The sequence below is a fragment of the Achromobacter sp. Bel genome (assembly GCF_012928505.1).
Lineage (GTDB): Bacteria > Pseudomonadota > Gammaproteobacteria > Burkholderiales > Burkholderiaceae_B > Achromobacter.
In genome coordinates this window covers 1-24,763 of the sequence record NZ_JABBJN010000064.1, presented here as the reverse complement: position 1 = coordinate 24,763, position 24,763 = coordinate 1, and the positions used below count along the sequence as shown (strand labels likewise).

The 24,763-nt window shown below is 65.7% G+C and carries 25 protein-coding genes; 16 read left to right on the top strand and 9 right to left on the bottom strand.

Going from position 1 to position 24,763, the window contains the following annotated elements:
- Nucleotides 1-16: 16 nt before the first annotated feature.
- On the bottom strand, nt 17-883 hold the full coding sequence (locus HG262_RS26860) for an alpha/beta hydrolase (protein WP_348984427.1): 867 nt from the start codon (nt 881-883) through the stop codon (nt 17-19).
- A gap of 221 nt (nt 884-1,104) precedes the next feature.
- Between HG262_RS26860 and HG262_RS26855 the strand changes: the two genes are divergently transcribed.
- The 6 genes from HG262_RS26855 (at nt 1,105) to HG262_RS26830 (ending at nt 8,522) form a co-directional block, all read left to right on the top strand.
- On the top strand, nt 1,105-2,007 hold the full coding sequence (locus HG262_RS26855; protein ID WP_169273917.1) for a LysR family transcriptional regulator: 903 nt from the start codon (nt 1,105-1,107) through the stop codon (nt 2,005-2,007).
- A gap of 94 nt (nt 2,008-2,101) precedes the next feature.
- Nucleotides 2,102-2,533: a MerR family transcriptional regulator gene (locus tag HG262_RS26850; protein WP_169273916.1), complete on the top strand. Its 432-nt coding sequence runs from the start codon at nt 2,102-2,104 to the stop codon at nt 2,531-2,533.
- Between the two features lie 39 nt (nt 2,534-2,572).
- The gene (locus HG262_RS26845) at nt 2,573-3,652 is read left to right on the top strand and encodes a tyrosine-type recombinase/integrase (RefSeq protein WP_169273915.1); all 1,080 of its coding nucleotides are present in this window, start codon (nt 2,573-2,575) and stop codon (nt 3,650-3,652) included.
- Between the two features lie 167 nt (nt 3,653-3,819).
- A complete protein-coding gene (locus HG262_RS26840; protein WP_169273914.1) occupies nt 3,820-5,370 on the top strand; it encodes a sensor domain-containing diguanylate cyclase in 1,551 nt (516 codons plus the stop codon).
- Nucleotides 5,371-5,597: 227 nt separating this feature from the next.
- Nucleotides 5,598-7,316, top strand: coding sequence for a GGDEF domain-containing protein (locus HG262_RS26835; protein WP_248293512.1), 1,719 nt, complete (start codon nt 5,598-5,600; stop codon nt 7,314-7,316).
- Nucleotides 7,317-7,490: 174 nt separating this feature from the next.
- Nucleotides 7,491-8,522, top strand: a complete 1,032-nt coding sequence (locus HG262_RS26830; protein WP_169273912.1) for a porin — start codon at nt 7,491-7,493, stop codon at nt 8,520-8,522.
- Nucleotides 8,523-8,611: 89 nt separating this feature from the next.
- Here HG262_RS26830 and HG262_RS26825 read toward each other — a convergent pair whose 3' ends face one another.
- Nucleotides 8,612-9,244: a transferase gene (locus tag HG262_RS26825; RefSeq protein WP_248293511.1), complete on the bottom strand. Its 633-nt coding sequence runs from the start codon at nt 9,242-9,244 to the stop codon at nt 8,612-8,614.
- A 337-nt stretch (nt 9,245-9,581) separates the two neighbouring features.
- On the bottom strand, nt 9,582-9,734 hold the full coding sequence (locus tag HG262_RS26820) for a hypothetical protein (protein ID WP_169273910.1): 153 nt from the start codon (nt 9,732-9,734) through the stop codon (nt 9,582-9,584).
- Between the two features lie 346 nt (nt 9,735-10,080).
- Here HG262_RS26820 and HG262_RS26815 point away from each other — a divergent pair, with 346 nt between their 5' ends.
- On the top strand, nt 10,081-10,671 hold the full coding sequence (locus HG262_RS26815) for a TetR/AcrR family transcriptional regulator (RefSeq protein ID WP_169273909.1): 591 nt from the start codon (nt 10,081-10,083) through the stop codon (nt 10,669-10,671).
- A gap of 35 nt (nt 10,672-10,706) precedes the next feature.
- Nucleotides 10,707-11,186: a nuclear transport factor 2 family protein gene (locus HG262_RS26810; protein WP_169273908.1), complete on the top strand. Its 480-nt coding sequence runs from the start codon at nt 10,707-10,709 to the stop codon at nt 11,184-11,186.
- 29 nt (nt 11,187-11,215) lie between these two features.
- On the opposite strand, the gene HG262_RS26805 is transcribed toward HG262_RS26810, so the two are convergent.
- Nucleotides 11,216-11,701: a MarR family transcriptional regulator gene (locus HG262_RS26805; RefSeq protein WP_169273907.1), complete on the bottom strand. Its 486-nt coding sequence runs from the start codon at nt 11,699-11,701 to the stop codon at nt 11,216-11,218.
- Nucleotides 11,702-11,810: 109 nt separating this feature from the next.
- On the opposite strand from HG262_RS26805, the gene HG262_RS26800 reads away from it, so the two are divergent.
- Nucleotides 11,811-12,980, top strand: coding sequence for an MFS transporter (locus HG262_RS26800; protein WP_169273906.1), 1,170 nt, complete (start codon nt 11,811-11,813; stop codon nt 12,978-12,980).
- A gap of 66 nt (nt 12,981-13,046) precedes the next feature.
- On the opposite strand, the gene HG262_RS26795 is transcribed toward HG262_RS26800, so the two are convergent.
- On the bottom strand, nt 13,047-13,370 hold the full coding sequence (locus tag HG262_RS26795) for a SelT/SelW/SelH family protein (protein WP_169273905.1): 324 nt from the start codon (nt 13,368-13,370) through the stop codon (nt 13,047-13,049).
- Between the two features lie 108 nt (nt 13,371-13,478).
- Between HG262_RS26795 and HG262_RS26790 the strand changes: the two genes are divergently transcribed.
- Nucleotides 13,479-14,675 (top strand): multidrug effflux MFS transporter, encoded by a 1,197-nt coding sequence (locus tag HG262_RS26790; protein WP_169273904.1) that lies wholly within the window; start codon nt 13,479-13,481, stop codon nt 14,673-14,675.
- Nucleotides 14,676-14,741: 66 nt separating this feature from the next.
- Entirely contained in the window at nt 14,742-15,536 is a 795-nt protein-coding gene (locus HG262_RS26785; RefSeq protein WP_169273903.1) for an enoyl-CoA hydratase, read from the top strand.
- On the opposite strand, the gene chrA is transcribed toward HG262_RS26785, so the two are convergent.
- The gene (chrA, locus tag HG262_RS26780) at nt 15,533-16,789 is read right to left on the bottom strand and encodes a chromate efflux transporter (RefSeq protein ID WP_169273902.1); all 1,257 of its coding nucleotides are present in this window, start codon (nt 16,787-16,789) and stop codon (nt 15,533-15,535) included. The genes HG262_RS26785 and chrA overlap by 4 nt on opposite strands.
- Before the next feature lie 301 nt (nt 16,790-17,090).
- On the opposite strand from chrA, the gene HG262_RS26775 reads away from it, so the two are divergent.
- Nucleotides 17,091-18,413 (top strand): ATP-binding protein, encoded by a 1,323-nt coding sequence (locus HG262_RS26775; RefSeq protein WP_169273901.1) that lies wholly within the window; start codon nt 17,091-17,093, stop codon nt 18,411-18,413.
- A 99-nt stretch (nt 18,414-18,512) separates the two neighbouring features.
- Nucleotides 18,513-18,992, top strand: a complete 480-nt coding sequence (locus HG262_RS26770; protein ID WP_169273900.1) for a carboxymuconolactone decarboxylase family protein — start codon at nt 18,513-18,515, stop codon at nt 18,990-18,992.
- 3 nt (nt 18,993-18,995) lie between these two features.
- Here HG262_RS26770 and HG262_RS26765 read toward each other — a convergent pair whose 3' ends face one another.
- Nucleotides 18,996-20,423: a PLP-dependent aminotransferase family protein gene (locus HG262_RS26765; RefSeq protein ID WP_169273899.1), complete on the bottom strand. Its 1,428-nt coding sequence runs from the start codon at nt 20,421-20,423 to the stop codon at nt 18,996-18,998.
- A 93-nt stretch (nt 20,424-20,516) separates the two neighbouring features.
- Here HG262_RS26765 and HG262_RS26760 point away from each other — a divergent pair, with 93 nt between their 5' ends.
- The 3 genes from HG262_RS26760 to HG262_RS26750 all read left to right on the top strand — a co-directional run bounded on the left by HG262_RS26760 (nt 20,517) and on the right by HG262_RS26750 (nt 22,210).
- The gene (locus HG262_RS26760; RefSeq protein ID WP_169273898.1) at nt 20,517-20,963 is read left to right on the top strand and encodes a GNAT family N-acetyltransferase; all 447 of its coding nucleotides are present in this window, start codon (nt 20,517-20,519) and stop codon (nt 20,961-20,963) included.
- On the top strand, nt 20,960-21,580 hold the full coding sequence (locus HG262_RS26755; protein WP_169273897.1) for an NAD(P)H-dependent oxidoreductase: 621 nt from the start codon (nt 20,960-20,962) through the stop codon (nt 21,578-21,580). The genes HG262_RS26760 and HG262_RS26755 overlap by 4 nt, the downstream gene beginning before the upstream one ends.
- 216 nt (nt 21,581-21,796) lie before the next feature.
- Nucleotides 21,797-22,210, top strand: coding sequence for a hypothetical protein (locus HG262_RS26750; protein ID WP_169273896.1), 414 nt, complete (start codon nt 21,797-21,799; stop codon nt 22,208-22,210).
- 40 nt (nt 22,211-22,250) lie between these two features.
- Here the strand turns inward: HG262_RS26750 and HG262_RS26745 are convergent, their stop codons facing one another.
- A complete protein-coding gene (locus HG262_RS26745; protein ID WP_169273923.1) occupies nt 22,251-23,828 on the bottom strand; it encodes a TerC family protein in 1,578 nt (525 codons plus the stop codon).
- Nucleotides 23,829-24,191: 363 nt separating this feature from the next.
- Nucleotides 24,192-24,578, bottom strand: coding sequence for a hypothetical protein (locus HG262_RS26740; RefSeq protein WP_169273895.1), 387 nt, complete (start codon nt 24,576-24,578; stop codon nt 24,192-24,194).
- Nucleotides 24,579-24,763 lie beyond the last annotated feature (185 nt).

The window sequence follows — 24,763 nt, the reverse complement described above, 5'->3', positions numbered from 1 at the left end:
TTTTATCCGTCGCGCGTCAGCGCAGGTGATGGGCAAACCAACCGGCAGCTTCGCGACTGGTGCGTTCAAAGTGTTCCGTGTAGACGGAGTAGTGGCCGCCGGGTAGCAGCAGCAGTTGCTTGGGTTGGTGCGCGGCATTGAACGCGTCCTGCTGCAGATCGGCGGGTGTCAGTCCGTCGCCCGTCGCCACGATCATCAGCAATGGCGTGGGCGCGATACGACGGACATACATGCCCGGCTCATAGGCGCGGGCCAGTTCCAGCGACCGCAAGGTCACCTCGTTGACCCACGACGGACAGCGCTCGGCCTCGCCGGTCATGTATTCGTAGGATTCCCGCCCGGGGTAAGCCACCGGCGCGTCCGGATCCGCATCGACCATACGCAGGGTCACCGGCGGCTGCCCTGCGTCGCGGGCCTCGCGGTCGGCTTCGAAGGCGGCTTGCAGGGCAGCCGCCTTGTCATACCGCACGCGCCGTTGCGCGGCGGAAAAGCCGCTGGTCGTCGGGACTTGGCTCACTACGCACTTGACCCGCTTGTCGATCGCGGCGACCGTCAGCGCGTGTCCGCCGCTGTAGCTGCTGCCCCAGATACCGATGCGCTCCCGGTCCACTTCCGGCCGCTGACGCAGGTACGAAATGGCGGATCTGAAATCCTGGATCTGCCGCTGCGGGTCAATCTCCTGACGGGGCAGTCCCTCGCTGCGCCCCAGGTTGCGGAAATCGAACGTCAAGGCGGCAAGCCCTTCGTTGACGACAGCGGCCGCGTAGTCCTCCAGGTCGCCCCCTGCCACCATGGACCAGCCGTGCGCCAGGGCGACGGCGCCCACCGGTCCCTTGGCGTTCGCCGGCAGATACAAGGTCCCGCGGATGCGATCGCCATCCACTAGAAATTCAATCGGTTCTGCCGATCTTTTGACGCTGTCGCGTCTTTGTTTTATTTCTTCCACACCCACCCCTCCTTCAAGGTTGGTTTGCCCGAAAATTGATAGGCGGAGGAAATTCTGCCCATCGCAGGAAGGGGGAACAAGCGGTATTATTCGCCCAATCAATCGGACTTTCCGATCAATTGGGGCAGCAGTGCGCCCTGCCTTCGAGCACCGCGAGCATGGACCTACGCCAACTGGAGTGTTTTCTGACCGTCGCCGAGACGCTGCACTTCGGCCGCGCCGCCGAGACGCTCCATATGGGCCAGTCGTCTGTGTCGGAAGCCGTCAAGGCGCTGGAAAGGACGCTTGGCGGCCCGCTGTTTGAACGCAGCAGCCGTCGTGTCGCGCTGACGCCGCTGGGAGAAACCTTGAAACTGGGCGCCGGGCCGGCCGTCATCATGATCAAAGGCGCCTTGGACGACTGCAAGCGCCAGGCGGCCGGCAAGCCGCGCCATCTACGCATCGGCTTTCTGGGTGGCGGCTTTTACGAGCTGTACCGCCCACTCGTATCCGAATTCAAGGCCGCCCACCCCTACGTGGAGCTGGAGTTCATCGAGCTGACCTATGTCACCCACTATGCCGCGGTGGCGGATGGCTCCGTCGACGCCGCCTTCTGCCGGCTGCCCCTCGGGGCGGATGGCCTGAGACACGGCCCCATCGTCTTGCGGGACCAGCGCATGCTTTGCGTCGCGCACGATCACCCTTTTGCCTCGGCGGCGCTGCTGGATCCGGAGGTATTGGCCGACGAGCGCCTGGTGCGCATGGTGCCGGGGTCGGTCAACCAGGAATGGCAGGACTACCACTTCCCGCGGCACACCCCGAAAGGCCGCCCGATTGGCGACGGGCCCGTGGTGCGCACCATCCGGGAAGGGATCGCGGCGGTCAATACACGGCAGGGCCTGCTCATGCTGACCAAGCGCGCGGCCAGCTACTACGCGACACCCGAGATCGCATTCGTCGAAATCGATTTGCCCGCCATGCCCTCGGCGCTGGTGCGCCGGGCGGATGACAATCGGCTGATCCTGCAAGAACTGGACACCTTGTTGCTGCGCATCGCTGAGCGCCATGGCGTGGCGGCCTGAGCGGCGATACACACCAGGACAGCCACCGCGCACTTGACCTTGACCGTATGGAAGGCCGGAAGCTCCAAACTGGTTTCAACGGACAGGAGCTCATATGAACGACCGTAACCACACCCCGCCCGCGCGTCCGATCCCGCCCCGCCCTGCGGCCGCTGGCAACGAGCCTCGATGGGAAATCGACGAGGTCACCGCGCGCGCGGATGTCTCGGAACGGCTGGTGCGTCATTGCGAAGCGCGGGGCCTGCTCGCCGGCGCCGAACGTACCCCGCGCGCCGGCGCATCCCGGCGACGCTATACGCACGACGACATCTCCGTACTGCGCTTCATCAGGCGAACGCACGTCCTGGGATTCGGCATGAACGAGACCGCCCAACTGCTGTCGTTGTGGCGCGGCGGCCAGGCGCCGCACCACGTCCTGCAACGCCTGGTGAACGCCTATCCCGATGGACCGCAGCATTCCTGCCCGATCCTGGAGGCGTTGATGCAGGCTGCGCAGCAACGCGCCAGTCCCGGCCCTTTGCCCTAAAATGAAGGCGCCGATGACACGACCCACGCCCCTCCCCCGATGCAGCTGACCCTGCTTGCCTCGCTGCCTTTGCTGGATCCGCATGCGCTGGATACCCAGGCCGATGCGGCGGTCCGCAGCCTGATGCGGGAAGGCAGTTCGGCCAACACCGCGGCCAGCTACCGAGCCGCCATCCGCTACTGGACCGCCTGGTTCGAACTGCGCTATGGCCGGCCTTTCACGCTGCCCGTGCCCGAGGCCGCCGTCATCCAGTTCGTGGTGGATCACGCCCAGCGCTCGACCGACCACGGCCTGAAATGGGAGTTGCCGCTGGCGCTGGACCAGGAACTGGTGCGCCTGAAGGCAAAAGGAAAATTGGGTGCGCCCAGCCTGAACACCTTGCTGCAACGCCTGTCCGTGCTCTCCAAAGCGCACGAATTGCTGGGCCACCCCAACCCTTGCCGCGCGGCGCCGGTGCGTGAGCTGCTGGCCAAAACCCGCCGCGCCTATGCCCGGCGAGGCGCCGCGCCCGCCAAGAAAGAAGCGCTGACCCGTGAACCCTTGCAGGCAATGCTGGCCACGTGCGACGACACGCTGCGCGGCGTGCGCGACCGCGCCTTGCTGCTGTTCGCCTGGGCAAGCGGTGGCCGCCGCCGTTCCGAAGTGGTGCAGGCCACCATGGAAAACACGGTGCGCACCCGCGAAGGTTTCCTCTACACCTTGTCGCATTCCAAGACCAACCAATCGGGCGCGCAGCGTGCGGACGACCAGAAGCCCATCGTCGGTTCCGCCGCGCAGGCGCTGGACGCGTGGCTGGCGGCAAGCGGCATCCGCCAGGGGCCGATCTTTCGCCGCGTGCGGCGCGGCAACGTCGTCGGCGAACCTCTGGCCGCCGCCGCGGTGCGTGCCGTCGTACTAGAACGCTGCAGACTGGCCGGCCTGGAAGGCGACTTCTCGGCGCACAGTCTGCGTTCGGGTTTCGTGACCGAGGCCGGCCGCCGCAATGTGCCGCTGGGCGACACGATGGCCATGACCGGACACGCCAGCGTGGCCACCGTCATGGGCTATTTCCGCGCCGGCGCGGCGGCCCGCTCCCCCTCGGCGCGGCTGCTGGACGAGCCCGAGTCAGGCGGCCTATAGATCGGTACGCGCGCTGCCGTAATAGTTGCGGCAGGCGGCCGCAAAGATCTTTGTCATGTTTACAATCAGCGCTACTTTCGCGCACCCCTGCCTGCCGGCATTGCGCTTAACCCTTCCACCCGCGGCCTCGCGCCGCGACAGCCCTGGCCCCTAGTCCGCCCCGATCCATGCGAATCAACCTACGCGGGCTTGTGCTTGCGCTTACCGTACTAAGCGCCGTCGCCGCGACGGCCAATGCCCTGTATGCCAGCTATCGCGTGCAACGCGACCTGCTCATTACCAACACGCTGGAGTCAAACCGCGTGTATGCGGCCAAGCTGGCCGAAAGCGCCGGCAACTTCCTGAAAGCCGCCCAGCAGCAGCTGGCCTATAGCGCGCGGCACATGGCGATGCAGATCGATGCGCCGGACGTGCTTGCGGCCGAAGTGGCGCGCGTGCACGACCAGACCGACAGCTTCAACTCCGTGGGCATCGTCGGGACCGATGGCGTCATCCTCGCCACCACGCAGAATTTCCGGAATTTCCTGGGCACGCGGGTGGATAGTCCGGGCAGCCGCGCGGCGCTGCAGGCGCGCCAGCCGATGATCAGCAAGCCTTATGTGTCGATCGCCGGCAACATGCTGATCAACCTGTCGCACCCGATCTACTCCAACGACGGCCGCTATTTGGGCTATATCGGCGGCACGATCTATCTGCGCAACGAAAGCGCCTTGCAGGAACTGCTGGGCAAGCACCACTACCAGGACGGCTCGTATCTGTTCGTGGTGGACAGCGACGGCCAGCTGATCTATCACGTGGAAGCCGGCCGGGTGGGCGAAAACGTCATGCGCAATCCGGTGGTGGCGGCGGTCACCAAGGGCCATGCGGGCGCGCAGCGCGTCGTCAACACCAAGGGCGTGGACATGCTCGCGGGCTATGCGGCTGAACCGATCAGCGGCTGGGGCATCATCGCGCAGCGGCCGGCCGCGGTCACGCTGGAACCCATCAACGCCCTGATCTGGACACTGATCGGCTACGCGACGCCTTTGGCACTGGTGTTCCTGGCGGCCATCTGGTGGTGCGCCCGCCTGATCTCGCGCCCCTTGTCGCAGTTGGCCACCAATGTCGAGCACCAGGACGTGGCGGTGGCGATGCAGCGCGTGCAGTCGGTCAAGGCCTGGTACTTCGAGGCCGAGCGCCTCAAGCGCGCGGTGATCTGGAGTTTCACCGCCCTGCAGGAGAAGATTGGCAAGCTGAACCTGGCCAGCATCACCGACCCGCTGACGGGCCTGCGCAATCGGCGCGGCACACAAGACGCCGTCGAGCACCTGCAGGCGTCAGCCACGCCGTTCGCGGTCGTGGCGCTGGATATCGACCATTTCAAACAGGTGAACGACACCTACGGCCATAGCGTGGGCGACGAGGTCATCCGCGGCATGGCGCAATTGATGCGCGACTGTTCACGCCCCACGGACATCCTTTGCCGCAATGGCGGCGAAGAGTTCCTGATCCTGCTGCCCAACGTGGGGGCCAAAGAGGCCAGCCATATCGCCGAGCGGCTCCGCAAGCATCTGGCCGACCGCCCGCTGCATGGGGTAAGCGGCATCACGGTATCGGCCGGCGTGGCGCAATGGCCCTCGTGCGGCCCGGACATCGGTCAGGTGTTCCTGGCCGCGGATGAAGCGTTGTACGCCGCCAAGCAGCAGGGGCGAAACCGGGTCGTCATCCACGCCGTATAACGACGGAACCTGCCCGCAATTCGCCAATTCTTGCGCTTGTCGTGCAACGCATTGTATTTGCGTGAAATAGTATTTCTTCACTTGAGCGGTTTACGCGTACCCAGGCCAAAACCCGCCCCTGCGCGCAGGCAATTACAGTATCCTGCGCTGCACCGGCTTAATGGTTTCCCTGATCCTCCAGCATGTCGCGCCGCGCGTTCGCTCCAAAGTCCCTGGAACGGTATTTTTTGCTACTGGCAGTGGGCGTGTTGTTGCTGGTCTCGGTCCTGACCGGCATCCTGCTATTCCAGAACTGGAAGACCTATTCGTCTTCGTCGCAGGCCAGGGATTCGTTCGCCGTCATCCGCGCGACCGTCAAGGTCGTAGAGCTGGCATCAGCCGAACGCGGGCCCATGAACGCGGCGCTGGGCGCCAACCTGCCCGTACCCGAATCCAGCCTGGCCGCGCTACGCGCCGCCCGAGGCAAGACCGACGCGCAGATTGATCAACTCTTGGCACTGTACGCCCCGCCTCTGCGCGCGGAACAGACCGGCGAGCGCGCCGAGATCCAGCGCATCCGCGACGCGTTGGGGTTGGCGCGGCGCAATGCCGATCTCCTGATCGCCACCCCGCGCGGACAACTGACCAGCGACGGGGTCTGGGAGGTCGTCAGCGGCATGGTCAGGATCATCCCGCAATGGCAAGCCAGCATGGGTCGAGACGTAGGCCTGGCGATGAAGAACGAAGTCGACGCGCCCAGCGTGCTGTCCCTGGCGCTGCTGGCCAGCGAGCTGCGCGAACAGGCCGGCTTGTTGGGATCGCTGTTCACGCCTGCGCTCGCCAGCCACCGGACCTTGACCCAGGCGGAGCATTTCCGCATTGAACGGGTGCGGGGGCGCATCGACGAACTGTGGACCTTGATCAACGCGCGGATCGCGACTCGCCCCGGACTGGCGCAGTCGCCGACCTTCATGCAGATGCAGCGGCGCTACTTCGACGACGGCTTGCTTTACCTGGAGCACGTGCGCCAGGATGCCTCGCGCGCCGCCACGGCCTCCAATACCTCCACCGGACAGCTTGCCGCAACCTACGTGCCGCTGATGGGCTCCATCGTCCAGTTTCGCGACGTCTTGCTTGATGCGATCGGCCAGAGCATCCACGCGCACCGCGCCGATGCCTTGCGGCTGCTGCTGATCACGCTGGGCGCCACGGCACTGCTGGTCGCGGCGCTGGCCATGGCGTTGGTGCAGTTCCGCCGCCGGGTGATCCGACCTTTCGGGCTGGCTTCCCGCATCATCAGCGCCATCGCCAACGGCACGCCGCCCGCGCCGATCCCGGCAGGCAGGCATCAAGGCGAAGTCGAAGAAGTCTTCACTGCGCTGCGGGTGCTGAAAGAAAATTCCGCCATCAAGACGCGGCTGGAAGCCGAGCGCGACAGGCTGATCGCCGATCTGGCGAACCTGGCCGAAACCGATTACCTGACCGGGCTATTGAACCGGCGCGCCTTCGAGACGCGCTTTGAAGTCACCCGCGCGCAATGGCAAGAGCACGGCCCCGTGCTGGCATTCATCCTGTTCGACATCGACAATTTCAAGAACGTCAACGACACCTACGGACACGCCAGCGGCGACATCGCACTGAAATCGGTGGCCGAACTTTGCCGGAAGATCTGGCGCCAGTCCGACACCGTGGCGCGGGTGGGCGGCGAGGAATTCGCCGTGCTGTGCCATACGCCCAACGCCGCCGAAGCCGTCGAGATGGCCGAACGCATGCGCCGCGCCATGTCGGCCGAACCGATCTTCGCCGAAGACGGCGCCTTGTTCACGTTGACGGCCAGTTTCGGCGTTGCCTGCGCGCAATGGGACCAGGCCGCGGATGCCGGCAAGCTGTTCCATGTCGCCGACGAACTGCTGTACCAGGCAAAACTGAGTGGCCGCAACCAGGTGATGCAACGCATGCTGGGCTGACCGGTTCGCCTCAAGCACGCGGCAATACCAGTTAGACGGTCAAACGGTCCGATTCCCGATTTGGGCGCCTGGCCACACACCTAGACTCCCTTCACCTCGCAGCCCGCTTCCCACGGCGGCCGTCGGGGATCCTTGTGCGCCTCGCCGCGCATCGGTCAATCAAAGGGGAATCTCATGATCGCAGCAAGAACGACACGCAGTGCGCTGGTCGCGGTGTTCGCGGCCCTATCTGCAAGCGCCGCCGCGCAGGCATCCACCACCAGCGTCACCCTCTACGGTCTGATCGACCTGGGGCTAGGCTACGAGCGCCAACACCAGGACACGGGCAGCGCCTCGTCGCGCGTCTCCCTGAAAGACGGCACGCGTTCGGGCTCACGCTGGGGGCTGCGCGCCGTTGAGGACCTGGGCGACGGGTACCGCGTCGTGTTCCGGCTGGAAAGCGGTTTTCAAGCCTCGGACGGCACGCAAGGGCAAGGCCGCTTGTTCGGCAGATGGGCTTATCTGGGCCTCGCGGGCCCTTTCGGCGAACTACGCGCCGGGCGCCAGCAGGTTTTGAGCGATAGCTGGGGCAGCATCGCATCGCCTTTCGGCAACAGTTGGGGCGGCGCGGCCGCTTCCTCCACGTTGGGCTACAACGACGGCGACTTCGGATCCAGCGGGCGGGTCAATAACGCACTGATTTACCGCACGCCTGTCTTGCAAGGCTGGCAGGCGGCCCTGGGCTACAGTTTTTCCGCGCACGACAAGGACCGGTTTGCCACCGCCGACAACGACCGCGTGTGGACCGCCGGCCTGCGCTACCGGGACGGGCCTTTTTCCTCGGCCCTCACCTACGAACGCCTGAACCCTGATGCCCGCAATGCGAGCGCGAAGCGGGCCGCCAACATCCAGTTGGGCGCCATGTATCACTTCGACTGGATGCAGCTGCACGCCGGCTATGGCAATTTGCGCAACCCCAACCTGGGCCCATCGGCAGGTTTCAAGCGCATCAACACGTTCGTCGGCGGCGCCAGCTTTCCGCTAAGTGGCCGCGGCAGCGTGCTGGCCGCCTACCAGCGCGCCACGGCGTCGCGCATCAAGGGCTGGGGCCTGGGCTATCAGCACGACCTGTCCAAGCGCACCAACCTGTATGCCCTGCTGGACCGCGTGGACCGTCGGCAGTCGCACACGCTGCAAACGGTGGTGGGCTTAAGGCATCACTTCTAGGCGCCACTTCCAGGCACCCCTTCAGGGCAACGCTCCTTCACGCCAACGCGTCCGGGTGCCTGCTGAAGCGGCGGCGCCTGCCAACGCCGCTACACCAGCATCGGCCAGAACGTCGGCGCCAGCCGCAACCACATCTCGGTGCTCATCGCATCAGGCCTGCGCTTGGGCAGGCCTGTGCAATGTTTAAGCGTATTGCCTTGGCAAGCGAACACGATGCCGTGCGCGCAAGAGAGGTCGTTGACCTCCAGGACCGATCCGGCAAAGCGCTGCTTGATCCGGCCCAGATAGCTGCGGTATTTGGGGTGCGACGCATGGAAGTTGCACACCATCATGCCGTTGGGCGCCAACGCATTGAAGCAGGCGTCGTAGAACGCGTCCGTGGTCAATTGCGGCGGCAAGCCGTTGATGTCGTAGCCGTCGACCAGCACGGCGTCGTACTCGTTCCGGTACTGACGGATCAGCGCGGCGCCATCGCCTTGCAGAACGGCGAAACGGTCGTCGTCCTGTGGCACCTGAAAAGAATCCCGCAATGCGATGACGTGCGGATTGATCTCGAACACATCGATGCGGGCGGCGGGCAAGTGCTGGTAGCAGAATTTGGCCAGCGACCCTCCCCCCAGTCCGACCATCGCAATCCGCCGCGGTTCGGGATTGAACAGCAGGAACGCCATCATGATGCGCGTGTACTCCAGGTTCAGCGCGGACGGGTCTTTGGTCCACATGCGGCTCTGGACTTCGGCATGGGAAAACATAAGCGACCGCGACGTCGTCGTGGCATAGATAAAAGGCCTAACCTGTTGATTGTTTGAAGTGTTTTCAGGCATTCCGAATACTCGCTAGGGGCAAATGGAGGGCGCCCGGCCGCCGCGCCCAAGGATGCATCCGTCCGCCGCGCGCGCAGCCGAAGCGCCGCAGGCACTTGGCGTGCGGGCGGAATGCGCGGCGTCGGGAAAGCATGAAAGTCAAACGGCGCACACAAGGCGCGCCGTTCGAAACCGGTCAATCAAGATTGAATTGGCCCGGGAATACGGGCCGGACGGCAAGCGTCAGGGGAAGGAATCAGGCGGATAGACGCGGCTTGTCGGCGTCTTCCGAGGCCTCGGTGTCTGCGGGTACCGCGTCGACTTCGGACTCCTTGTTCGCGTCGGGGGCTTTCCATTCCAAGGGCGGAATCTCGAAGCGCCACTTTTTACCAATCAGTTGATGCGACATGAGCGTTCTCCTGTGCGAGGCGCATGGCCTCCCCCGCATAAGCAAAGTACCTGCCGGATTCGAGCGTGCCAGGAATGCCGTGTGGGGACGCGGGGGAAGGCATTCGGAAAAAGGCAACGCTGGGGTTCGCTTGCGCCGTGCTTGCCTGGGCGCACACGGCTGTTGTTTTTGTTGTTGTTATCTATGCGAATTAAAAGATATTAGCATAATTTTGGCAGAAATAGCAAGCAAATCGGACCACGCGCCCTGACCCTGCCAACGGGAGACGAAGGGGTTGACGATGGAGAACGATCGTTCTACCATGCGTCTGAATAATGTAGAACGATCATTCTCAGATCCAGCATCCATGACTTCCGACACGACCTCACTCCCCACCGACGCCCTCGAAGACACGCAGGTGCGCCTGCTCCGGGCCACCGAGAACCTGATCTATCAAGGGGGCATCAATGCCACCGGCATGGATCTCATCGTGAAGACCTCCGGCGTCGCGCGAAAAAGCCTGTACAAGCATTACCCCACCAAGGAAGCGCTGGTCGCGGCGGCTTTGCAAGCGCGCGACGAGCGCTGGATGCAGTGGTTCATCGCCGCCACGACGCAAGCGGCGACACCCCGCGCCCGCTTGATGTCCGTCTTCGACGCCCTGCGGGAATGGTTCGCTTCGGAGGGGTTCCGCGGTTGCGCGTTCATCAACGCCGCGGGTGAAATCGGCGACCCCGCGAATCCGATCCGCGAAGTGTCCCGCTTGCATAAGGCCCGCCTGCTGGCCCATGTGTTGACACTGACCCAAGACGCGGGCGTGCCCGATCCCGACGACACGGCGCGCCAGTTCTTGGTGCTAATCGACGGCGCCATTGCCGTCGCGCTCGTGACGGGCGACCTGTCGATTACCGATAGCGCCGAACGCGCCGCCGCGGCACTGTTGTCCGCCCGCCCCTGAACCGCTTCTCTCCCACCACGCACGAGGCCTTTCCCATGACATCCTCCCCTGCAGTCCGCCCGCCCCTGCCGCCCTTCACCCACCAAAGCGCCATTCAAAAGGTCAGGCTGGCCGAAGACGGCTGGAACAGCCGCGACCCGGACAAGGTCGCGCTGGCTTACAGCCTGGATACGCATTGGCGCAACCGCGCCGAATTCGCGAAGAACCGGGACGAAGCCCGCGCCTTCCTGGCGCGCAAATGGGCCAAAGAACTGGACTACCGCCTGATCAAGGAGCTCTGGGCCTACACGGACAATCGCATCGCGGTGCGCTACGCCTATGAATGGCACGATGATTCGGGCAATTGGTTCCGGTCCTATGGCAACGAGAACTGGGAATTCGGCGAAGACGGTCTGATGGTGAACCGCTACGCCTGCATCAACGACCTGCCGATCAAGGAAGCCGACCGCAAGTTCCACTGGCCGTTGGGCCGGCGCCCGGACGATCACCCGGGCTTGTCGGAACTGGGCCTGTAGGCCGCGCCAGGCATAAGGCGCGCGACGCCTTATTCGTAAGCCTTCAACAGTTTGCCGAGCAGGCGGCTTAATTGCTCCTGCTCGGTTGCGCTTAGCGGCGACAGCACCTCGGCTTGGTTGCGCAGATGGGCCACCACCGCATCGTCGATGAGCTTTTGCCCCGTTTTCGTCAACATCACCAAGGTCGCGCGGCCGTCGTCGGGGTTGGGCGTGCGCACCACCAGGCCGGATTTTTCCAACCTGTCGATGCGGTTGGTCATGCTTCCGGACGAGATCATGGCGTCTTCGTATAGCGCCGTAGGCGTCAGCGCGTAGGGCTTGCCGCTGCGCCGCAGTGTGGCCAGCACATCGAATTCCCCCGGCTGCAGGCCGAACTCGGCGAACAACGGGTTGATCCGGTCGCGCGTAATCACCAGCGCGCATTCGCCCAACCGGCCCAGCACGCGCATCGTCGACACATCCAGGTCAGGACGTTCGCGGTTCCATTGTTCCACTGCCCGGCTTGCCCTATCCACGGTCACTCTCCATTTATCTTGACGTGAAGATAAAATACAAATATCTTGATGCCAAGATAGTTTACCGGAACCTGCCGCACAAGGCAGCGTTGCCGGGTTTGGAGCAACCGTGCCTTCCCCCCGTTTCAACGCCTGGCGCATCGCCGCCATCATCCTCGTCGGCCTTAACCTGCGCCCCGTCCTGGCCTCCGTTCCCCCTTTGCTGGACTGGGTGCAAACCGCTACCCGCATGTCGGACTCTGTGGCCGGCCTGTTGACCGCTTTGCCGGTTTTCGTCATGGGATTGGGCGCATTGAGCGTGGCGCCGCTACGCCGCCTGGTCGGCGAATCGCTCGGCGTCGCCATGGGCCTGACCCTGGTCGCGGCCGCCACCGCGGGCCGCTTGTGGGCGGGGCACACCAGCCTGATGCTGGCAAGCGGCGTGGTCGCGGGGCTGGGCATCGCCGTGACGCAAGCCTTGCTGCCCATCTACATCAAGACCCGCTTCATGGCGAGCGCGAGCGCCATCATGGGCCTCTACTCGACCGCGATCATGGGCGGCGCGGCGGTGGCCAGCGTGGCCTCGCCCGTCATGGCGCAGCGCGCCGGCTGGATGCAGGCCTTGGCGATATGGGCATTGCCCGCCGCCATCGCATTGGCGGTCTGGCTGCTGGTGAACCGCTCGTCGCCCGATCTGTCCGCGGGGCCAGGCGCGGCCAGCCCCCTGCGCACCCCTCGCCAGCGCGCCTGGCTGCTGGCGGTGTTCTTCGGCCTGGGCACCGGCGCCTACACCCTGGTGCTGGCGTGGCTGCCGCCTTACTACACCGCGTTGGGCTGGTCGGCGGTTTCAGCGGGCCAGTTGCTGGGGGCCGTGACGGCGGCCGAAATTGCCGCGGGCCTGCTGGTGTCGCTGTGCATTGGCCGCATACCCGATCGGCGGCCGGCGCTGTTCGTGGCGATCGGCGCGTTGTTCCTGGGCCTGATCGGCCTGATCGCGGCGCCCGCCGCGCTCGCCTGGCCCGCCGCCATATTGGCGGGACTGGGCATCGGCGCGCTCTTTCCCTTGTCGCTGATCGTCGCCATGGATCACGCCGCGACGCCCTCGGAAGCCGGCCGGCTCGCGTCGTTCGTGCAAGGCGTGGGGTATCTGATCGCCGCGCTCTTCCCGTTTGCCGCCGGCCTGATCCGGCAGCACCTGGCCGACCTGACGCCCGCGTGGATATTGATGACGCTGATCTGCCTGGTGCTTTTCGCCATGGCCATCCGCTTTCGTCCGCCCTCGTTGCCACGCGCAGGCTAGGGATTTCCCCCAATTTTCAGCCTGAAGCTTGTGGCGCGGCAGGCGTCGGAATTGGCCGTGTAGCCGCTAGCCCTCTGGAGGCGCAGCCAGCGGGCCGGCAGTGTGACCGTCGATATGGCCTAGCGGGCGTCCCGGATCCAGCCGGTCGCGCACGCGCTGCTTGAGCACCTTGGCTTCCGGGAAACCGCCGTCGCTCTTGCGGTCCCAGATCAGGTCGCCGTTGTAGGTAATCTGGAAAATGCCGCCGGTGCCGGGCTGCAGCACCACTTCGCCCAAGTCGGTCGAGAACGTGGACAGGAGTTCTTGCGCCATCCAACCGGCGCGCAGCAGCCACTGGCACTGCGTGCAGTAGAGGATGACGATGCGGGGACGGAAGGCGGGCGTATTCATGGCAATTATTCTACTGTGCCCGCCCTGCCGGATCCCGGCTTCGGCCGGGCCGCCCATTCATGGATAATGTCGGGTTTTCCCGGGCGTGCAATGCGCCCAGAGCCTGCCATGAAGTCTGCTGCATCCTCCCGAAGCCAACGCTGGCTGATCGGTCTCTTGATGGGACTGGTCACGCTCACGCCGATGGGCATCGACATCTACCTGCCTTCTCTACCCGCCATGGCCGATGGTTTCGGCCAGCCCGTCAGCGCGTTGCAGGCCAGCATCACGCTGTTCATTTTCGCGGTGGGCCTGGGCCAGATGCTGATCGGCCCGCTGGCCGACCGCTATGGCCGCCGGCCCGTCGCGCTGGGCGGCGCGCTGGCCTACCTGGCCGGCTCGGCGTTAGGCGCGGCGGCCACATCGCTTGAGGTGTTCTATGCAGCCCGTGTCATCCAGGGCCTGGGTGCGTGCTCGGCGTCGCTGGTGGCGTTTGCCGCCGTACGCGACCGTTTCAGCCCCGCTGTCGGCGCCCGCGTCTACAGCTATCTGAACGGCGCGCTGTGTTCCGTGCCTGCGCTGGCGCCCATGCTGGGCGGCATCCTGGCCGTGCACGCCGGGTGGCGCAGCACGTTCGTGTTCATGGTGCTGTTCGCGCTGGCGCTAGCCGTGTTGCTGGCCAGGCGATTCGAGGAAACCCGCGCGGCACCCACGCAGCCCCGCGGCGCGCTCTACAGCCTGCGCCGCTACTTGCCCATCGTCGCCAGCGGCAGGTTCCTGTACTTCGCAATGTTCGGCATGGCGGGCATGGCGATGATCCTCGTCTTCGTCTCGGCGGCGCCGGTGGTGCTGGTGCAGCAGCTGGGCTATACCGAACTGGGCTTTTCTGCCTGGTTCGGCGGCAACGCCGCGATCAACATCGCTGCCTTCTTCCTGGCCCCGGCCTTCATCTCGCGCTATGGCCGGCACACCATGGTGCGGGTCGGCATGACGGCGCTGCTGCTAGCGTCGGCCATGCATGCCGCCGCGTGGTGGTGGGCGCCTTTGTCGGCATGGATCTTCATGCTGCCCGTTGCCGTGTTGACGGTCGGCTTTTCGCTGGCGCTGGGCTCGGGCCTGAGCCTGGCGCTGGAACCCTTCGCCGAACGCGCCGGCACAGCCGCTGCGGTGTACGGCCTTTTCCAGATGAGCGGCTCGGCCATCATCGCGACCTTGCTGCTGGACAGCGGCATGGCGCCGCAGGCCGCCATGGCCTTGGTCGGCGCCGTGATTGTCGTTCCGCTGCTGTGCCTGTCGCCCGGCATGGCCCGCCGCCTGGCGGCTTGAATCCGACAAGCGGCGCGCTTGGCGGTATCCTGTCTTCCAGATTCCATCCGGAGACCGGGAGACGACATGGCACTGGACACATCGGCGGAACCGCCGCTGCTTGAACGCACGACAGAGAACGGCGTGGCGACGCTGCGCATGAACCGGCCCTCGCAGTTCAACGCCTTGTCCGAAGGACTGCTAGGCGCGCTGCAACACGAGATCGACGCCTTGGCGCGCGATGCCGACGTGCGTTGCGTGGTGCTGGAGTCCGCGGGCCGCGCCTTCTGCGCCGGGCATGACTTGCGCGAAATGCGCAGCCAGCCTTCGTTGGATTACTACCAGGCGCTGTTCCGCAAATGCAGCAGCGTCATGCAAGGCCTGCAGGCCTTGCCCGTGCCCGTTATCGCCAAGGTCCAGGGCATCGCCACCGCCGCCGGGTGCCAACTGGTCGCCAGCTGCGATCTGGCGGTGGCCGCCGACAGTGCGCGGTTCGCCGTGTCCGGCATCAATGTCGGCCTGTTCTGCTCGACCCCCGCCGTGGCGCTCAGCCGCAACGTATCGGCCAAGCGCGCGTTCGAGATGCTGGTGACCGCCCGATTCATCGACGCGGCCCAGGCCGCGGATTGGGGCCTGATCAACGACGCCGTGCCCGAGGCGGAACTGGATGCGCGGGTGTGCGCCCTGACCGCCGAGATCCTGGCGAAAAGCCCGTCGGCCATCCGCTATGGCAAACGCATGTTCTACAAGCAAAAGCAGATGGCGCTGGGCGACGCGTACGACTACGCAGGCGATGTCATGGCGCGCAACATGATGGAGGCCGACGCCTGCGAAGGCATCGACGCCTTTCTGCAGAAGCGGCCTCCCCGCTGGCAGTCCTAGCCTACCCAGGCCAAGGCCCAGCCGCCCGCAGCAGCCGCCACCACCACCCAGACGGGCGACCAGCGCGCATAGACCAGCAGCGCGAACAGCAATAGCGCCAGGGCAAAATCCGCCTTGCTCAGGATCGCGCTGGTCCAGACCGGGTCATAAAGGGCGGCCAACAGAATGCCCACCACGGCGGCATTCACGCCCGCGGCCATGTTGCGCACGCCGGGCCGCCGACGCAGGCTTTCCCAGAACGGCAAAGCGCCGGCTACCAGCAACGCGCCCGGCAGGAAGATTACGGCCAGGAATGCCAGCCCGCCCAGCCAACCCGACAAGGGGCCCGACGACATGGCGCCCAGGAAGGCGGCGAATGCGAACACCGGGCCGGGCATGGCTTGCGCAGCCCCATAGCCCGCCAGGAAGTCGGCGCTGGAGACCATGCCGCTGGATACCGACGTGGCCTCCAGCAAGGGCAGCACCACGTGGCCGCCGCCAAACACCAGTGCGCCCGCCCGGTAAAAGCCGGCCACTTGGGCCGCCAGCGGGGAATCGGACACTGCCGCCCACGCGGGCAGCCCCGCCAGCAACACGACAAACAGCGCCAGCGCGATATAGCCTGCGCGGCGCGACGCGCCTTGGGTGCGATTGGCCAGGAGGGGACGGGGCGGCACTTGCAGCATGGCGCCGCCCACGACGGCGCCCAACAGCACGGCGCCCACCTGCCCCCATGCGGTGGGCAGCGCCGCCGTGATCAAGGCGGCCGTCACCGCCAATCCAGCCCGCGGGCGGTCCGGGCAAAGCGTGCGGCCCATGCCCCAGACGGCCTGCGCGATGATCGCCACGGCCGCCACCTTCAAGCCGTGTATCGCGCCCGACTGCGACAGCCAGCCAAAATGCGCCAGCCCCAGGGCGAATCCGATCAGCGCCAGTGCGGTTGGCAGCGTGAACGCCAGCCAGGCGGCCGCCATGCCGGGCCAGCCCGCGCGCCGCAGGCCGATCGCCATTCCTACCTGGCTGCTTGCCGGCCCGGGCAGGAACTGGCACAGCGCCACCAGATCCGAATAGGCGTAGTCGTCAAGCCAGCGGCGCTTGTCGACGAATTCGGTGCGGAAATAAGCCAGATGCGCGACCGGGCCGCCAAATGAGGTCAGCCCCAGGCGCAGGAAAACCAGGAACACTTCCAGACAGGAGCTTCGCCCGGGATCCACGCGCTCGTGCGTGGCGGGCCTGCTGGCGACGTGCTCGTCGTGAGGGGGTGGGTGCGGCATGGTGCAAGGGCTTTCGATGACAGGCGGGGCGCCGGATCTCCGCCCCTTCTTCATGCTTATAGCCGGGCCGCGCGCCAGTTTCAATCGGGTCTGACGGCCGGATTCCGGCCACCGCAATCATGAGCCCGCTGGGAAGCACTGCAAGAATCTTCACAATTGACACACAAATCTCGACGAATTGGATTTCTGCGCACCGCTAGCATGCGCGATTATCCCGCTGCCGCCGCATGATTCCCGCCTGCCTTCCCCACGCCCGCCTCGCGCCGCGCACTCGCCTGCGGCCCCCCAGGAAAGGCCGCTGATGCTTAAGTTCGCGATGCGCATCGTCATCATTGCCACGGTCGGCTACGGTGTGGCAACCCAACTGGTGAACCTGAGCTTCGGGTATCTGCTGGACTCAGTGAGCGCCGACCTGTCCTACCGTGCCGTGCGCGGCCAGATCTACGCGCTGCACAAAGACCTTGACCCTGTCGCCCCGGAGGCCCGCGCGGCCTATATCCTGGACGAGCTGCTGCCCCACTATGGGCTGATCCTGACGCTGCTGCCCGACAGCCGCGTCACCCTCACGCCGGACGAGCAACAGCAGCTGGACCGTACCGGTCTCATCATGCGGGACGACTACAACACTTACCTGACCCGCTTGCCCGGCGAACCCGTGCAGTGGCTGGATGTACGCCTGCCGCTGGAACCCGCGATGGAACGGTGGATCACCTGGTCCGCCTGGGCGGCGCTGAGCCTGGTGCTGGCCGTGATCTTGCTGCTGGGCTGGGCCCTGCCGATCTGGCGCGACCTGGACGCGCTGCGCAAGGCGACGCTGCGGATGGGCCAAGGCGATATGAGCGTGCGGGTGCGGCTGTCCCGCATCTCGGGCATCCGCCACGTGGGCGAGAGCTTCAACCAGATGGCCGAACGCATCGCCGCGCTGATCGACAACCAGCGCAGCCTGACCAACGCCGTCTCGCATGAACTGCGCACGCCGCTGGCCCGTCTGTCGTTCGAAGTGGACATGCTGGGCCATGACCAATACCTGCCCCGCCGCGGGCAGATCCTGCAGGACATGCGCACCGACATCTCGGAACTGGAAGCGATGGTGGCCGAGCTGCTGGTCTACGCACGTCTGGAACGCCCGACCGACGACGCGGTACGGTTGGAGACCGTGGACGTGTGCGATTGGCTGGGCGAAGCGCTGGCGCTGGTCGCCCATCAGGCCGATGCCCGGGGCATCCAGTGCCACGTGCGCCCCGGCTATCCGGCGCACGTCGAACTGCATCCGCGCTACATGAGCCGCGCCTTGCTGAACCTGGTGCAGAACGCCGTGCGCTACGCGAGCCAGCACGTCGAGATCGAACTGAAAGCCACGGCAGATGGCTACGAACTGCTGGTGGACGACGACGGCGCCGGCATCGCCGAGGCGGATCGGGAACGTGTATTCGAACCCTTCATCCGGCTGGACGAAAGCCGGGACCGCGGCACGGGGGGAGCCGGGCTGGGTCTGGCCATCGTCAAGCGCGTGGCGGCCAACCATGGCGGCACGATCGAGATCCAGCACAGCCCGCTGGGCGGCGCCCGCTTCGTGCTGCGCTGGCCGCGCACGGGATCCGGCACCTGCCCGGATGGCCCATAACAAAACACCATTTATGGCACTTTTTGCCTGGTCCAATCTGACGCATGATGTGTTTTCGTGATTCCCCATTCGAAAACAGCGCTCCAGAAAGGTAGGCAAATGAGCCAACGATTGAATTATTTCCAGGTGTCGGCGGAACTGTCCAAGCAGTACATGAACTTCAGCGCGGCGCTGAAAAAAGTGCCGGTGATCGAGGAATTCGGCGACCTGATCGACATCCGCGCGTCGCAGATCAATGGCTGCGGCTTCTGCCTGGACATGCACGTCAAGCAGGCTCGCCTGCGCGGCGAACGCGAATTGCGCCTGCACCACATCGCCATCTGGCGCGACTCCGCCCTCTTCTCGGCGCGCGAACGCGCCGCGCTGGCCTGGACAGAAGCGCTGACCACCCTGCCCGCGCACGGCGTGCCGAACGACGTGTACGAACAGGCGCGCGAGCACTTCTCGGAAGCCGAGATCTCGGACCTGACGTTCCGCGTGGTCGCCATCAACGGCTGGAATCGCCTGAACGTCGCGTTCCGGACGGTGCCGGGTTCGGCGGACGCCGCCTTCGGCCTGGACAAGGCGGGATTGAACTAGCGCCTACATCAGCGCCTTGATCCGCAGGCCCAGCTCATGGGCGTGCGTTTCAGACGCGATGTTCGTGAAGCTGAGCAACAAGCCCTGCTGCGGATCCGGCAGGGACGACCAGCGCGACAGCGGATGCGCATACATGCCCTGCTCCAGCATCCGCGCCGCCAGCGGCTGGTCCCCCAACCCGCCTTCCATGCGCGCCACCAGGTGCATCCCGCCCGGCTGCGGGTCGATACGCATACGATCTCCCAGCGCGGCGGCCAGGCCGGCCGCCGTGGCGTTGCGCCGATCACTATACAAGCGCCGCATGCGCTGGATATGCCGCCCGAAATGCCCTTCGGCCATGAAGGCCGTCAGGATGGATTGGGTCAGGCCTGGCGCGGTGCCCGACAGCAGCCGGCAGATCCGGTCGAAGCGCGCCACCTGTGCCGCCGGCACCACCAGATACGCCAGCCGCATGCCGGGGAACAGCACCTTGCTGAACGAGCCCGCATACAGCACCCGCCCTTGCGCATCCAGGCTTTTCAACGCCGGCAAAGGCCGGCTGGCATAGCGGTATTCACCGTCGTAATCGTCTTCCACGATCCACGCTTGCTGGCGTTCGGCCCACTCCAACAGCGCTTGGCGGCGCGGGAGCGATAGCGACATCGACAGCGGACTCTGATGCGCCGGCGTCACCACGGCCGCCTTGGCGTCGATGCAGCGCGCGATCCCCTCGCCCACCATCAGGCCGTCCTGGTCGACCGGCACCGGCATCGCCTGCATCCGGGCCTGCGCCAACAGCGCACGCGTGGGCGGGTAGCCCGGGTCCTCCACCCAGACGCGGTCGCCCGGCGCAAGCAACGCCTGCATGACCAACAGCATCGAGTGGTTGTAGCCCGACGTGATGAACACCTGGGACGGCTGGCAATGGATGCCGCGCGCCACTTGCAGATAGGCGGCCACGGCGGTCCGCAACCCCATCAGCCCGTTGGATGGCGGATAGGACAGGTCGGGCGCTTGCACGCTGCGCAGTTGTCGGGCGCCCAGCCGGGCCCACAGTTTGCGGGGAAATTCGTCAAGCGCCGGCACCCCCATCTGGAACGGCAGTATGACGGCCGGACGATGCCAGCCGTGCTCGTCGTCGGGCGTTTCGGGCGGCGGCGCCACGGCGGCAGGTGGCGCCTGGGGCTGAAGATCCGGGGTGACGATCGTGCCGGCCTGCCCCCGCGTCTGGATGTAGCCTTCGGCCACCAGCAACGAATACGCCACTTCGATCGTGCCGCGCGCCACGCCCATTTCCTTGGCCAGGGCCCGGGCCGACGGGATGCGGTCGCCGGGCGCAAGCGTGCCTTGCGTGATCGCGCCGCGGAACCGCTCGTACACCTGGCGGTAGAGCGGATCCGCGCTGTTGGGCACAAGCGGCGGCAACCCGTTCTTGGGGCGTCGGTCAGTCATGGCATAGTCCAAAGTTCAATTTATGGCCCTTCAAATTATGTCATGGTCTTTCTACGATGAGGCCTTGTCCCCCTCTACCCGCGTGAATTCCCCATGACAGACTCCGCTCTACAACACATCGATACCGACGAAGCACTGCGCGCCTGCCTGCCGCTGATGCGCGAACTGCGGCCTCATCTTTCCGATGCCGACGATTTCGTCGCCCGCATCACCCGCATGCGTGGCGACAACTACCGGCTGCTGGCGGCAGTCGACGCCGGCCAGGTCGTGGCACTGGCGGGCTACCGCTATCAAGAGAACCTGATCTACGGCCGCTTCATGTATGTGGATGACCTGGTCGTGGACAGCACGCGGCGCGGTGGCCGCTGGGGCGCTCGCCTGGTGCAGGCGCTGGACGGCATGGCCCGCGATGCGGGTTGCGCCAAGTTCGTGCTGGATACGGGCTTGTCCAACGCGCTGGCCCAACGCTTCTACTTCCGCCAAGGCCTGTTGACCAGCGCCATCCGTTTCAGCAAGCTTCTGGAAACCCCTGCCGCATGAGCATTCTTCACATCACCTGCAGCCCGCGCGGCCGCAGCGCCGAAAGCCACCGCCTGTCGCAACACATCATCGATCGCCTGATCGCCGCCGCCGGCCCCCAAGCGCCGGCAGTCGTCGAAATCGACGCCACGGCCCTGCCCCCTGTGGACCAGGATTATGCCGCCGCGCTGAGCGCGCCCGCGGACCCGGTGGACGACATTCTGGGACGTGGCGCACTGCTGCAGTCCGCACAATTGATCCAGGCATTGCGGGACGCGACCCATATCGTCATCGCCACGCCGATGCACAACTTCACGGTGCCGTCTTCGTTGAAGGTCTGGATCGACCATGTCGTGCGCGTGCGCAGCACCTTCCGCATCACCGCCGAGGGCAAGGTCGGCAATCTGCCGGACCGGCCGGTGTATGTGGCCATTTCATCCGGCGGCGAATTCTCAGGCGACGCTGCCCGTCAGCCCGATTTCCTGACGCCCTACCTGAAGCACGTGCTGGGCACCATCGGCCTGCGGACCGTGACGTTCTTCTCGGTCGAGGGCACGGCGCGCGGCGAAGCGGCGCTCCAGGCGGCGCGCCGCCGCGCCGAAGCCGATATCGCCGCGCATCCGTCATTGGCGGGTTGATCGGCCGCGCCTGGTGATTCCTTATCCCCGCAGGTTTACCGGGCACTTCAGGCACATCCTGCGCGACGGCGGAAACTAATCCGCCGCCAGCCGGATTATTTAAACGTGTCGCATTGACACCGCGAAAACCGGCGCACTACGCTAGGCCGCAAAAGCCCGCGCCATCAGGCGGACGGCGTATTCCCACAACCCGCACCGACATGCTGGAGACGCGTGATGACCCTGACCCGGGCAGTACTTTCCGCCTTCCTGCTTTGCGCCGTGCTCGGCGGATTCGCGCTACCCGCCAACGCCGCGTGCAGCGACAAGAAAATACTGTCGATGTCGGACGAAGGAAAATCGGTGAAGGCCATTGCCAAGGCATGCAACATGCCTGCGGCGAAAGTGCGGGCCGTGGTCGAAAGCGACGATGCTGGCGAGGACGCAACGGCGTCTGCACCCGCGCCTGCCCCCACCGTCAAAAAGCTGCCGTCCGGCGCGGGGCTGGCCAGTTGCGATTGCCAAGGCACCGTGCCGTATGGCGACAAGGCGCCCGAACTCCGATGCCAAAGCGGCGTATCGATTGCCACGCCTTGCGCCGGCTATTGTCCGCCGCGCGGCGTTGCACCCTGGCGGCGCGTATGCAGCTGACCGCCAGAGCGCCCACCGACATTTACGTGTCAACGGCTTTTCAGGACGCGGCAGTATCCTCAAGCGCCAACGGCCGCGCATGCACCTGATCCACGCGCAAGCCGTCCCGGCGAGTCACCTCGAATCCCCAGTCGTGCAAGTGGATGGTATCGCCGGTGTCCGGAATGCGGCCGACCGCCCGTAGCAGGCACCCCGCCAGCGTGGCGTCCGGATAGTCGTCAGCCAGCATGGGAGCCTCAAGCAGCCGCGCCGCCTCGCCGACCGACAAACGGCCTTCCAACAGCCATGAACCGTCCGACAGTTGCAGAGCTTCGGGCTGGTCGTCGCTGTGCTCGGGCAAATCGCCCGCCACCGCGGTCAGCACGTCCATCGGGGTCACCAAGCCTTCGCAGACGCCATGTTCGTCCACCACGATCAGCATGTGGTCGCGCGAGGCGCGCAGCTCTTCCAGCACCTTCAACACCGGCGTCGTCTCCATGACGTAGCGCGGCTCACGCGCCAGCTCCACCAAGTCGATCGGGCCCGGGTTCTGCAATAGCGGCAGTACATCCTTGAAGTGCAGCACACCCAGCACGTTGGAGGCTTCGCCCGCGCACAACGGCAGGCGCGAGTGGCCGGTGGCGAACTTGCGCACGACGATGTCGGGCGTGTCGGCCACGTCCAACCACGTCATGTCGCCGCGCGGCACCATGATGGAGCGAACGTCATGACCGCCGACCGACAGCACGCGCTCGATCATCGAGCTTTCTTCAGGAGCGAACGCAGGCTCGTCGCCCGCGCTATCCACCAGCGCCACGACTTCATCGGCCTGGTGGCCGGGCTGACCCGCCCGGCCGGCGCGCAGCAGCCGCAATACCGCTTGCGCAGTGCGTTGGCGGCGGCCCAGCGCGTGCGTGCCGCGGGCGCGGTTACGGCGGGCCAACTGGTTGCACAGTTCGATCAGGATCGAGAATCCGATAGCGGCATACAGGTAGCCCTTGGGTACATGGAAGCCCAGGCCTTCAGCCACCAGGCTGAAACCGATCATCAGCAAGAGACCCAGGCACAGGATCACCACGGTCGGGTGGCGCCCCACGAACGCCATCAGCGGACGGCTGGCCACCATCATGACGGCCATTGCCAAAACGACGGCGATCATCATGATGCTCAGGTCGTCCACCATGCCCACGGCGGTAATGACGGAGTCCAGCGAAAACACCGCGTCCAGCACCACGATCTGCAGGATCACCTGCCAGAAGACGGCATGCTGCGGCTTCTGGCCGCCGTCGTGCGACGCGCTGCCTTCCACCCGTTCATGCAGTTCCATCGTGCCCTTGAACAGCAGGAACAGGCCGCCCAGGATCAGGATCAGGTCGCGGCCGGAAATCTCGGCCCCCCACACGGTGAACAGGGGCGCAGTCAGGGTGACAACCCACGCGATACTGGCCAGCAGGCCCAGGCGCATCACCAGCGCCAGCGTCAGCCCGATCAGGCGCGCGCGGTTGCGGTGCTCGGGCGGTAGCTTGTCGGCCAGAATGGCAATGAACACCAAGTTGTCGATGCCCAGAACAATTTCAAGAATGACCAGCGTCGCCAGGCCAAGCCAGGCGGTGGGGTCGTTCATCCAGTCGAAAATCATCATCGGTCCACGGGAAACGGGCGAGCGCGCGCGACGGCGCCGCCTTGCTGAAAGGGAAATGCGGGATCAAGCGAGGGGAATCGGACGAATGGCGGTGGCGGCGCGCGGCACGCCAGCATGGGCGTCGCCGCGATCACGCGGGCCGGGTCGGCGCAGCGGAAACCGGAGGCCGTAGGGAAAACAGGAAGGGGTGTCGGGCGCCGCGGCGCCCTGCTAGGAGGGGGGTCTTCGGTCATGGTAGGCGGAATTCGCGCATTGCCCTGGGGCAATGACTGCGCGGGAAAACCGCCGGGCTCTCGTTCTTACAGGAACCTGAATAATACCTGAATCTTGGCCGAGCGAGAATCCCGTCGGGGGATGCCGTCAACGCGGATCGGCGCCGCCACCGGAGCCCGACGAGGCTCCCGAACCCGGCATCCCGCCACTGTCGGGCGCGCCGGTCTTGTCGCCGGGCGTCTTTCGACCCTCGCGCGTATCGGCCCCGGGATCCTTCTGCCGAGGGCTGGATCCCGCCTTGGATTCCGAGTCCTTTTCTTCAGGCGATGGCATTTTTTTCCCATCTGTCGTCCGGGCGCCGGGGAGCGGCTTGCCGATGGCATTCGCGGGCGCCGTCTTCTCATCGGGCGTAGGCATGGGTTGTGCGGGCGCGGCCGCCTGGGCCACCCGCGTCAAGGGGGAGGACTGTGCCCAGGCCGCGTGCCCGGAGAGCATTACCAGGGCGGACAGCAGTAGCAGTTTGTGGCTTTTCATGGTTGTCTCCAAATGGAAAACAGTGACAAACTAAGCGCCGACGGATAACGAGTTGGTGCGGGATCTCTTTCACCCAGGGGCAAGTTGCGTGCCTGCCCCGATGCTGGAGTGATGCATGGACGGTCAACCCTCGGACGATCTATCCCCTGGCCCTGAACGCGAGGACGCCCCCCCTGCCCCCGGGC